At 41.9% G+C, this 11522-nt stretch carries 10 protein-coding genes and 1 tRNA gene; all 11 read right to left on the reverse strand.

Annotated elements, in window-relative coordinates; all coding sequences use genetic code 11:
* The coding region (locus tag QZT26_RS13695) for a hypothetical protein (protein ID WP_295102870.1) at positions 1 to 251 on the reverse strand (251 nt) is incomplete at its 3' end.
* Positions 252 to 1045: 794 nt separating this feature from the next.
* On the reverse strand, positions 1046 to 1324 hold the full coding sequence (locus QZT26_RS13700) for a hypothetical protein (RefSeq protein ID WP_099324577.1): 279 nt from the start codon (positions 1322 to 1324) through the stop codon (positions 1046 to 1048).
* Between the two features lie 9 nt (positions 1325 to 1333).
* Positions 1334 to 1600, reverse strand: coding sequence for a hypothetical protein (locus QZT26_RS13705; protein ID WP_295102872.1), 267 nt, complete (start codon positions 1598 to 1600; stop codon positions 1334 to 1336).
* 114 nt (positions 1601 to 1714) lie between these two features.
* Positions 1715 to 1791, reverse strand: a tRNA-Val gene (locus QZT26_RS13710).
* A gap of 312 nt (positions 1792 to 2103) precedes the next feature.
* A complete protein-coding gene (locus tag QZT26_RS13715) occupies positions 2104 to 3588 on the reverse strand; it encodes a TrkH family potassium uptake protein (RefSeq protein ID WP_295102874.1) in 1485 nt (494 codons plus the stop codon).
* A gap of 33 nt (positions 3589 to 3621) precedes the next feature.
* Positions 3622 to 4977 carry a Trk system potassium transporter TrkA gene (gene trkA, locus QZT26_RS13720; protein WP_099324580.1) on the reverse strand — a complete coding sequence of 452 codons (1356 nt, stop codon included), beginning with the start codon at positions 4975 to 4977 and terminating at the stop codon, positions 3622 to 3624.
* Positions 4978 to 5142: 165 nt separating this feature from the next.
* A complete protein-coding gene (locus QZT26_RS13725; RefSeq protein ID WP_099324581.1) occupies positions 5143 to 7218 on the reverse strand; it encodes a HEAT repeat domain-containing protein in 2076 nt (691 codons plus the stop codon).
* 31 nt (positions 7219 to 7249) lie between these two features.
* Positions 7250 to 7636: a hypothetical protein gene (locus tag QZT26_RS13730; RefSeq protein ID WP_099324582.1), complete on the reverse strand. Its 387-nt coding sequence runs from the start codon at positions 7634 to 7636 to the stop codon at positions 7250 to 7252.
* Between the two features lie 314 nt (positions 7637 to 7950).
* On the reverse strand, positions 7951 to 8901 hold the full coding sequence (locus QZT26_RS13735) for a carbohydrate kinase family protein (RefSeq protein WP_099324583.1): 951 nt from the start codon (positions 8899 to 8901) through the stop codon (positions 7951 to 7953).
* 517 nt (positions 8902 to 9418) lie between these two features.
* Positions 9419 to 10369, reverse strand: a complete 951-nt coding sequence (locus QZT26_RS13740) for a chemotaxis protein (RefSeq protein ID WP_099324584.1) — start codon at positions 10367 to 10369, stop codon at positions 9419 to 9421.
* A gap of 498 nt (positions 10370 to 10867) precedes the next feature.
* Positions 10868 to 11281, reverse strand: coding sequence for a thioesterase family protein (locus QZT26_RS13745; RefSeq protein WP_099324585.1), 414 nt, complete (start codon positions 11279 to 11281; stop codon positions 10868 to 10870).
* Between the last annotated feature and the right edge of the window lie 241 nt (positions 11282 to 11522).

The following is an 11522-nucleotide window of genomic DNA, read 5'->3' on the forward strand; positions in this document are numbered from 1 at the left end:
CCAAAGATACCCAGCATTATATGGATCAGCCGGTCAAATTGTTTGTCTATACGGTCAAACTGTTTATTCATGTCTTCCCGGAGTTGTTTTACTTCTTCGCGAAAAGCAGACTGCCCTTCTTCGAGCCGTGTAAGCCTTTCCACGATTTCCCGGTCGCTGATGTGCGGCGCGGTCTCTATGGCAAATGTTTGGCTATTACAGACAATAAGAGCGGACGCTATGAATAGAATAATAATGGATAAATTCTTCATAAACAGCAGCTTAAATTTGACCTGCAGTTTTGTCAAGAAAATTAGTCATTAGTCATGCATAGCAAGATTTGCCTGTGATAATGACGGGCCAGCGAAGGACGAGGGACGAAGGAAGAGGGATATCTTTCGTCTGTAGCATCCTGGCTATACCAGCTTAGGATTTCACAACACAATGTATAGGATGATATTTGTCATTAGGTATGCGGGTATGAGCAGCCATACGAATATAATAACGAATGTGGTATCTGTACAAAACAAACCATAGCGCACATCCAGAGCAAAGAGGATAAGGCAGACCGTGGGGAAGAGTAGGAAGGGTGTTATTATTATGTAAAAAAGTATGGGGTGAGAATGATAAAGCAATATTTGAGAAAGATACGTATTGCATGCGTAAAACAGGAGTAACGCAAAAGAAAATATCTTCGTTTTCGCAAAAAAATAGCTCGCTGCCGCTATGATGAATAAAAAACACGCTATTATGAATAACCCGCTTATTGGCACTCGTATTTCTCTTTGTATGTTTATGAAGCAATCTACAATCTACAGCCGGCAAATTGCAGATTGGGGACTGGAGACTGGTGACTGGAGATCAGTAATTTCTTTGTATTTTTTGGCAAAATATTTAATGCTGAAATCCGAAATCCTCAATACTCACGCAAAATTACGAAAGGGGGAACCCCGGATTATATAGATTTTTCAGGCAGGATGGAGAGCCGGTTTCTTCCCCTCATATTGCAGCCGCTAAGCGGTCTCGCCGTAAGCAACGCCGAAATTTTCCTACTGTCATACTGCAATTATTGATGAGCTGTTATGGCTATGATGGTAATCTGTTTTTTGTCAGGGCCATAGCACCAAAATATTCTATATGCTGCCGGTGTGGATTGTTCAGCATAAGCCTCAAAAACCTTTTCTCCTTTCGGCCCTTTCAATGTGGTAAACTCATGGGTTTGCAAGCCCGGATGCCTTGGATTTTGAGACAGAAACTGAATGGCCTTTTTTACCGCCGTGTATCTCTTGAAAAGTCCCTTGTCGGTTTTGAGTTTGTCGAGGTCGGTTAAGAATATTTCAAACAAGGGATTTTATTATAGGTCGTCAAGATTGAGTTTTGAGATTTTTCCTTCCGATGCCTCTTTTAAACCTTTTTGGACGTCTTCAAAGGCTTCGCTATTTTGATAGAGCCATACCTCTGATGATGGAATATTCTTTAACACTTCTCCCAGCCTACGAAGCTCTTCAATGTCAATTATTGCAGCCACCTTGTGACCCTCACTATCGATGATGTATTGCCTGACTTTGATAAGACCGGTTTCCTGCTTTATGGTTGTAGTAATAATACATTCTCCTAACAAAAACGCATATAAACACAGGGGTTGGAGGGGCACGCAGTTCCCTCAGAAGTCGGCAATCGGCAAATTGCAGATTGAGGATTGTGGTCTGTGGACTGGAAACCGGGGATTTGAAAATGGTGGGCGATATAGGACTCGAACCTATAACCCCTTGCTTGTAAGGCAAGTGCTCTAGCCGATTGAGCTAATCGCCCCCGTAGTACCTTATCGGTAATTTCTTTGTATTTTTTGGCAAGACATTTAATAGTGAAACCCGATGATTGTGAAATCCGAAACAAATTCTAATGACAAAATGATTTGAAATTCTAAACAAATGCATCTTTTGTATCTCGCATTTCGTGCTTCATAATTGTTGTATGTTTTGAATTTTATGTTTTGTTATTCGGATTTGTTTCGTATTTCGTGTTTCGGATTTCGTATTTTTTATATCTTGCTTGTTTGGTTCCGGCTATTCCAGCTTTGGTTTTCTATATATATCATTTCATATTTTATGAGTCAACACAATTCTACCTTTTCCACGTTACCGGTAAAAATATAAGGAGAAAGCTGTAAATTTCCAGCCTGCCAAGGAGCATGCAAAAGCTTAAAATCCATTTACAGAAATAAGAAATTTCGCTGAAATTAAGCGATGGGCCAACTTTTGCAAGTCCGGGACCGCAATTGGACATACAGGTGCTTACGGCAGAAAAGGAGGTCACCATGTCAAGATTTGTCGCCATCAATGCCAGCGAACACACCCCGAAAAATCCAAGGTACACCACGAAGAATACCGAGCAGCCGGTAATAATTTCCCCACTCACCGATTCGCCGTTAATCTTTACATGTTTTACCATGCGCGGCCTTATTACACGTACTATTTCCCGCATGCTGGACTTGAGCAGTATCAATATCCTCACGCTTTTAATGCCGCCGCCGGTTGAACCTGCGCACGCACCGATAAACATGAGCAATACGAGCAGAAACCGGCATATATCAGGCCATACGTCAAAATCTGCCGTTGAGAAACCCGTTCCGGTGCATATTGCAACTACCTGGAAGAACGAACGTCTGAGGGAATATTCAAAATGCTGATGATACTCACTGCCGGCTTCATTATGAAAGCTGCCAGGCTGGCCGAGGTATAAAAACACGGCAACAAAGACAATTGCTATCAGATTGAGTCCGGCAAAAAAACGCAGTTCGGAATTTTTCAGTATTTTTTTGAAATTTAACTGAAAACACTGATAATAAAGCCCGAAATTACAACCACAAATAAACATAAAGACGGCGGCTACAATTTCTATATAAAGATTATCAAAATATGCAATACTGGTGTTCTTTGTGGAAAACCCTCCCGTTGAGACCGTGGCAAAGGAATGGCAAATGGCGTCAAAAAACGGCATGCCGCCCAGGAAGTACAATAGCGTCACTGTTGCCGTAAAAACAAGATAGATAATCCACAGCACCTTTGCCGTTGCCGCGATCCTGGGCTTCAGTTTGCCTACGGTAGGGCCGCTTACCTCTGCAGTAAAGAGCGGGTATCCGCTTACACCCATAGCGGGGAGTAATGCTACAAAAACGACAATAATACCCATCCCGCCAAGCCAGTTGGTAAATGTCCGCCAGAAAAGTATGCTTTCCGGCAATATTTCCACGTTTGTAAGAAGGGAAGACCCTGTTGTGGTAAAACCGCTTGTTGTCTCAAAAACCGCATCGGTGTACGTTGTGCATACCCCGGAATACCAATAAGGAACTGCTCCCAGGAATATACAGATGAACCAGCTAAACGTTACAATGGCAATGCCTTCTCTGATGCCTATTTCTTCTTCAGTTTTCCGGAAGAATAGTTTATTAAGTCCGCCCAACATGCCGGAAAGAACTATCGCCAGGATAAAGGCCCATAAGGTGTCGTAGTTTTTATAAAACAACGCAACGCCCAGCGGGATTAAGAATATTGCGGAAAGCATTAACGCAAGATTAGATACCGTACGAAGTACTATCGAAAAGTTCATAGACGATGAGGTTTAAGTGATGATGAAATGAGTTCAGACTTTTCCATTGGAAAAGAGGGTTTGGACTTTTTCGATGGCATTTGGAAGTGCAAAAACAATCACGCTTTCCCCAGGATTTATTATGGTATCGCCTGTGGGCAGTTTCATAACTCCATTATGTGAAATAGCGCCAATAATAGCACCCTTTGGGAAGTGTACCTCTTTCAGGGGCTTGCCTAAAATTTTTGAGTGTTCCGATGCTATCAACTCCATGGCCTCGGCTTCGCTTTGCTGAAACTTTACCACGGAAAGGGTATCGCCCCTGCGGATATGCTGCAAGATGGAACCTGCGGTGATGAGCCTTGGGTTTATTACCACGTCAATACCCAGAGAATTAATAATAGGTACAAACGCGGGGTCTTCCGTGAGCACAATGGCCTTTTTTGCTCCGAGCCTCTTTGCCAGCAATGCGGCGAGAAGGTTGCTCTGTTCGTTTTCAGAAACAGCCACAAAAAAATCCGCCATGTGAATAGAAGATTCCTTCAGGATATCAATATCCAGGGCATCGCCCTTCAGGATAATTGTTCTGTCCAGCACTGACGCCGCTTCTTCCGTTTTTTCCTTGAGTGGTTCTACAATGGTAACCCCGATTTTTCTATCTTCCAGTTTCTTCGCCAAATTAAGGCTTGCCCGGTTTACGCCATAGATAACGACTTTTGCGACTTCATCTGCCCGCCTGTTCACCATCGGAAGGAAGAATGGCAATGCCTCTTTTGCCATAACCACATAGATGTTATCGTTCGGTTTAATTTCTGTTTCTCCCGTAGGAATAATCATTTCATCATTCCGTTGGATAGCGACGATAAGAAAAGAATCCGTGTATTCAATTTCTTCCAGATCGGCAAGTTTTTTACCGACTATCGGGGCATCCGCAGGCACGCTAAACCCTCTCAGCAGAACGTCCCCTCCTTTAAAATCGGCCACATAGTTTGCGCCAGGAGTGCCGATGATATTCATGATAGAATTAATTGTTATCATTTCCGGGTTTATTATGTAGTCGATATGAAACCCGTTTTGGTGTACAAATGGTTTTTTTTCCGAAAATTCCGGGTTTCTTATTCTTGCAATCTTTGTTTTTACATTATATTTATACGAAAGTATACACGTCACGATATTTATCTCATCGCTGTTTGTTACGGCCAATACGACGTCGGTATTCTTAATCCCGGCTTCTTCCAGGATTGAAGGAGACGTGGCCATTCCCAACACTGCAGAAACATCCATTTTCTCCGTAATACGGTCGACCATGTTTTGGTCTTTGTCTATAACAGAGATATCGTGTCCCTCTTTAGACAATTGTTTTGCGAGATTAAAACCTACCGCACCTGCTCCTACGATAAGGATTTTCATTTATATTTCAAACTCCTGTTAAAAATTATTTACGATTTACGATTTTTTTAATCTGTGTAATCGTTCGACTGAGCTCACGACGAAGTCTGTGTAATCTGTGGTTTCTTCTTTTATTAACTTACGATTTGGGATTTCAGGTCGTACCTCGTAAATCGTACTTCGTTACTATTTTGCATTGGCGACGCCAATTTCAATTTTGTCATTCAATGCCTGAAAATGGGGTAAAAATTCTTCGCCGCCAAGATTAGGGTCCTCCGTCTTCAACAGGGCGATAAGGTCCTTTACCTTTTCATAGTTACCCTGTTCAAGCATGGCAGTGGCAATGTCCAAACGACCTTGCCAGCACCATTGGCAATTCCGGGGATTCTCTTCAAGCCACACGGTGAACCATTTTAGCGCACGGTCAAACTGTTTCAGCTCTTTTGCGCACTGAATAAATTCTTTTTTTATTGTGTCATCAACGGAATTATGTTTTAAAATTTCCTCATAATTATTGAGTGCGTTCTGCCAATCTTTTAACGCAAATAATGTTTTTGCCCGTTTTATCCTGATTTGCAAGACCTTATCCTGTAACTCCGGGAATTTTGCATATTTTGCCATTATTCTGCCAAGAACGATTTCTGCCCGCTTATAATCTGCAATATTATAAAAACTAGCCGCCACGGACTCCATAATATCAAACGTTGCGTCTTCAATATTCACCAAACGCCCGGCCGCTTGTTCCACAACCCGTTTATCAACATCCTGAAGCGCTTTTATCAAAGCCTCAATTGCCGGCAGATTTCCAATCTGGCCGAGAGCCGTCACCGCCGACTCTCTTACTCGGGCACTACTGTCGGACAGGCGCTTAATAAGGGGTTCCACACATACAGGGTCGCCGATTTTCCCTAAACTATCTGCCGCATACCACCGGACACGTTCTTCCCCGTCGTTCAGGGCGGCAATTAAGTACGGCACCGCGCGCACATCGGCGAGTTTCCCAAGAGACGCCGCAGTACACTCCCTTATTTCGGGCTTCTCGTGCGTTAGAAATTGAATCAACGTATCAACCGCTCTTAAATCTCCCGTCTCGCCTAACGATTCTATTATCGTAGACACAATGGGGGCATTTGTTTTATTGTTTAACGCTTCGATGAGAACCGCCACCACCTCATCATTCCCAAATTGTCCAAGCGCCCTGGCAGCCTTTTCTCTCACAATCAAACTTTCATCACCCAGGGCACGAATTAAAGGTTTTAGCGCTTTTTCATCGTTAATCACCCCTAGTGTCTGAACAACTTCAATACGTACTTCTTCTTCTTTGTCTGATATGGCATTAATCAATATATCGACAATTGATGAGTCTTTGATCTTTGCCAATTCCTTTGCGGCAAAAATTCTTACTTCCGGATAATCACTTTTAATCGCTTCACTCAACAATGCAGTGTCTATTTTGTCATGTCCAAGTTCAATGAGCTTAATAGTCTTTCGCGCCACTTCCTGTTTTAATTGTTCAATCTCTGCCTCTAATTGCTGGGTCTTTTCTTCCTGCTTCAGCACAATTTCATCCAGCCATTGCTCCCGTGTTTTCGACTTATTACGCAGCCACCATTCCCTCCACCATGAGGAATCCTTGTTGCTTGATACTTTTGTAATTTTCTCCAAAGACGCCATCACGGTTTCCCGCAAATCACTATCATCAGACCGAAGCATTTTAATAAGCGGGTCTACGGAGTCCTGGTCATTCGTATTGCCTAATGCCTTTGCCAACAGTATCTTAACATCCCTTGACTGCTTAGGGTTAAGCATGGCGTCCGCCATCATATTTATTGTTTTTTTTGTTTTAATCCTCCCAAGCGCATTCAAGGTAACGGTTCTTATTTGTTCAGATTCATCGCCCAACAGGCGGATTAAATATTCAACCGCACGATCATCTCTGGCAAATCCGAATGCCCTTATCACGGATATTTTAATATCTTCCCGCACTTTTGCATCTTTTAATATGTTTGTTAAGGGTTCCTGCGCATTTTGCAAATTTAATCCCAGCAAAGAAACTGCCGCAAAACTTCGTATCGTGGGGTCATCTGAATATAACTGAAGGGTCCATTCGTCTATATTCCTGCGCAGTTTTATATCCGCTTTTGGCTCTTTTTCCTCAATAACCACCTTTTTCATTGGTACAGAGGCACATCCCATAGTGCCAAATACACACATGGGATATAACACCATTCCGAATAGCATCAGTTTTATTTCTCTTCGCATGCGTTAATGATCCGTTATTTAAAAGTAATTTTCAGGTAAATACCGCCACCATAGAAGTGGAAATCCGAAATGCTGAATACAAATCCACCCCCTGCACCACCGCCAGCGGGGGACATTCTCCCCCTTTGGAGGGGATTAGGGGGAGGATTTTAGAATTTGCTTTGTGCTTTGTGCTTGTTTGGTTCCGGCTTGTCCATGGCAGGATAATACCTTTTCTCCCTGCAAAGGTATGCGCTACACAATTATGGGCTATTTGGGTTGAGGCAGCAAAAAACACCTTGGTAATCAGGGCTGGGTATATAGTATTACCCCGTAAAAACTTCTTTTTTTGTAGGTTTTTCTTTGCATCCTTTGCGTTCTGTATATCCTTTGTGCCCTTTGTGGTTAAACTATTTTTGATTGCGGCTTTTTGCTGCATTATGACGTTTCTGTAAGAATAGCTGACTGAAAGACCGCTTGATGGTAACAAATTCCACTTTTTCGGTCAATATAAAAAGATTTGGGAGGTACGAGGCTGGATTTATGGTTTTTGTTTGCATAAGTTTTATAAAAACCAGTTAAACCACGGAACACAAGGCTCCTCTATCAACAGGAAATTTAAGAAATGTGTTTATTATTCTAAGACCAGACGCTTTTGGCTACAACAACTCGCGGGAACATTGTGTAGGTTTACAAGGTACGATTTAAATCCCAAATCGTAAATCAAACTTCGTACTTCACAAATCTACTATGCTAAAAAGGTGATTCCTTAAATACCTCTTTAAACCGCACCTTAAATTCATCTGCTGTGAAGTGAAAGTTTTGCGTCCCATACACTTCAACTGCATAGGCGGCACAAACGGCGCCTATCTTTGCCGCATGGACAATCCCCTTGCCTGAAACCAATCCTTTTATTAAACCGGCTCTGTAAGCATCTCCGGCGCCGGTGGGGTCCTTTACCACGGATACTTTTGCGGCAGGGACGTCATATGTCTTTGTGGTTCCGTTTTCTCCGCATATAATTGCGGACCCGTATTCCCCTTTCGTTATAATCAAAATATCCGTTCCCCTTATAATATCTTCGCTTGTCATGGAAGTCTTGTCTTGCGTAAGCTGGAATTCGTAGTCATTGCAGATAAATATTTTTGCCCCGTCAATGGCTTCCATTAGATGCTCTTTTGACCATGCAGGCAAGGACTGTCCCGGGTCAAAGATATACTCTATTCCTTTTTGTTTATATATTTTTGAAAACTGCATCATATCATCCAAATTTCCGGGAGAGACAATTGCCAAGGACACTTCTTTCGCCGCAGCATCAAAATCAAACCAGGCGCTATATTTCATGGCACCCGGATTAAACGCCGTTATTTGATTGTCCGATCGGTCTGTTGTAATATATGCCCCTGCCGTCAATTCTTCCTCTATCATCTTTATATGCATGGTAGATATTTTATGGTCTTCCAGCCACTTTTTGTACGGTTCAAAATCACGTCCGGAAGTTGCAATAATTTTGGGGGTTTCGCCAAACAAGGAGAGCGCGTAAGCAATATTGCCCGCAGTTCCTCCAAAATTTTCTTTCAGTTCATTAATCATAAAACATACATTCAGCAGGTGTGTTTTTTCGGGAAGAATGTGATCTGAAAATTTTCCGGGAAAATCCATAATTCTGTCATATGCCACTGAACCTGAAACAAGTATATTCATTGCTTTTCCTTCTCAATAATGAAGTGATTAAAAAAAATCGTAACAAGTAGGGACGAAGTATTTGCTATAAATTCGAGCTCGTTCCCAAACCTTGTACTGAACATAGTGAAGTATCTGTTTGGGAACGCAATTGCACTGGAAACTTTGTTTCCAGTGAGGGTCTGGCTTGACAAATTACAAACTGTCTTAACCCTGTGATTTTATTCCCTATCTATCAGCAAACAGGCGAGAAACCGGAGTTTCTCGAACAAATGCATTCCCAAACAGATACTTCACTATGTTCAGTACAAGGTTTGGGAACGAGCCGTGTATCGTTTACGCTGAATAGTTACTGATGCTTCGTCAAAATCGTTAAATCATCTCAACCATTTGGCCATTAAAATGGAAGCAGGAGCTTCCAATACAATTACGTTCCAAAACCGGAACTTGGGAACGAGCGTTAGTAGGTGCGGAGTATTTGTTAGTTTGGGCATGAAAACATTTATGCCAATTTACAGCAAATGCTTTGCCCCTACAGTTATTTTTCCTTCTTTAAACAACTATCGTCAAGCATATGTATTAATTTATTCATCTCCGGTTTTGTTACATAGTTGTCAGCGCCAACACTTTCACATTTCACCACCATCTGATTATTTATCAGGCTGGAAAACATAATCACAGGGATATTTTTGAGCAAGGCGTCGCTCTTTATCCTTTTGCATAAGGTTAATCCGTCAAGCTCCGGCATTTCTATATCAGATATTAATACATCGGGTAGTTCTGTGGAAAAAGAATCTTCCGCTTTTACTTTGTCACGTATTCCCATCAGTGCATAAAACGCCTTTTGACCATTTTCAAACACACGGACATTACTATACCCCGCACTGCTCAGTACGCGAACAACATTGTCACGAATAGTCTTCGAATCCTCGGCAAAGAAAACCACCACATTTTCACGTCCCTGTTTTTTTTCTATTTGAAATGTCTCGCTGGCAGCCTCGCCAATCGCCAAGTGTGGAAATATTTTAGAAAGAATATGTTCCAAATCGATAATCATAATTTCTTTATTATCGATATGCACCGACCCGATAACACCTGACCCGCTGCTGTTGATAATATTGCTTATTGGAATAAAATCGCTCCAGGAAAGCCTGTGAATCCGGTTCACTCCATCTACCAAAAAGCTATTAATTGAATTATTAAATTCAGTTACTATTACCACCGATATGCTATTTGCATCATCGCTGTTTTTCTTCTGTATATCTAGTGCGTTTGCCAGATTAATGAGGGGTATTGTTTTTCCCCGGTGCAGCATCAACCCCATCATGGCCGGAAGAGACGTAGCCACCTTAGTGACTGTTTTTGGGTCATGCTGTACTATCGACTGTACTTTTGCAACATTTACACCAAACGACTGATCTCTTAGGAGAAACTCCAGCAATTCCATTTCATTGGTGCCGCTTTCCAGGAGAATTTGTTGTTTTGCCATAGCAATACTCCTTCCGTTAGTACTTCCCCGGCTCGAAAATAAGACTACAAAAAATAGCTTAAGCACATACACTACAACACAATATGGTTATAAAACCATTTTCATCGTTTCCGGGTGTTGCAAATGCAAAATGATGACTGTTTTTAAAATACGAGGGGGAACCATAGACTGCTCTTATTACATATATTATTAAGCTGGCATAGCCGGAACCAAACAAGCAATAAATAAAAAATCCGAATAACAACGAATAAAATTCGAAACAAATCCAAAACATACCTATCTGCGTGCAATCACGCGCAGGCAGGCAACAAATATTAAGCACGAAAAGCAAGATAGAAAAGATGCATTTGTTTAGAATTTCGAATCATTTTGTCATTAGAATTTGTTTCGGATTTCGCGAGTATTAACCCCTGGCAGCGTTGTTTTGCCCCAATCACACAAACGGTTACAAAAAATCGTGAATGCTCCTTTGACAAAAAGACAAAAAGTGCACGAGCTTTATGGCTGCAGCAATTTTCGTAATTTTTCCGGTATTGCCGCAGGTTTACGTTTTGCATTAAGGCATGCGAGCTTTGTGTATCCTTCGGCAACCAATGTATCACCCTCTTCCCTGAATACTTTATAACTAAATTGAACCGTTGCATGTTTCAATTCGGAAACCCATGTTCGTACAATAAGTACGTCGTCATAGTAAGCAGGGGAACGGAAATTACAATGCACTTCGGCCACTGGAAAATAGATGTGTTCCTTTTCCATTTCGGAATAAGGCAGTCCGCATTGCCGCAAATATTCAGTACGCCCCATTTCAAAGAAAACAAGGAAATTCGCGTAATAAACAATCCCCATCTGGTCTGTTTCCTGGTATCGCACGCGCGTTTTTATTTCGTGTATTTTCCTTCGAAAATCGTCCATGATGTTTTATAGAACTTCAGGCGGGTTTAGGTTTGCAACCCAATGTCATTAAGTTAAACAAACGGCCGCAAAAGTCCCCATTAATAAAGCTAATCTTTACCCACAAATTTCAAGAGCACCGTAGTTGTACGGCCAATTGAGCTGAAGGCTAAGTGGTGTAAAGTTCGTAAGCAACTTCAATATCAGCCAAACGTGACATGCCTCGCCAAAGTACTTCACTTCCGGGATGGCCATCACCACG

The sequence above is a fragment of the uncultured Candidatus Kuenenia sp. genome (genome assembly GCF_900696675.1).
In the GTDB taxonomy this organism is placed as follows: Bacteria; Planctomycetota; Brocadiia; order Brocadiales; family Brocadiaceae; genus Kuenenia; species Kuenenia stuttgartiensis_A.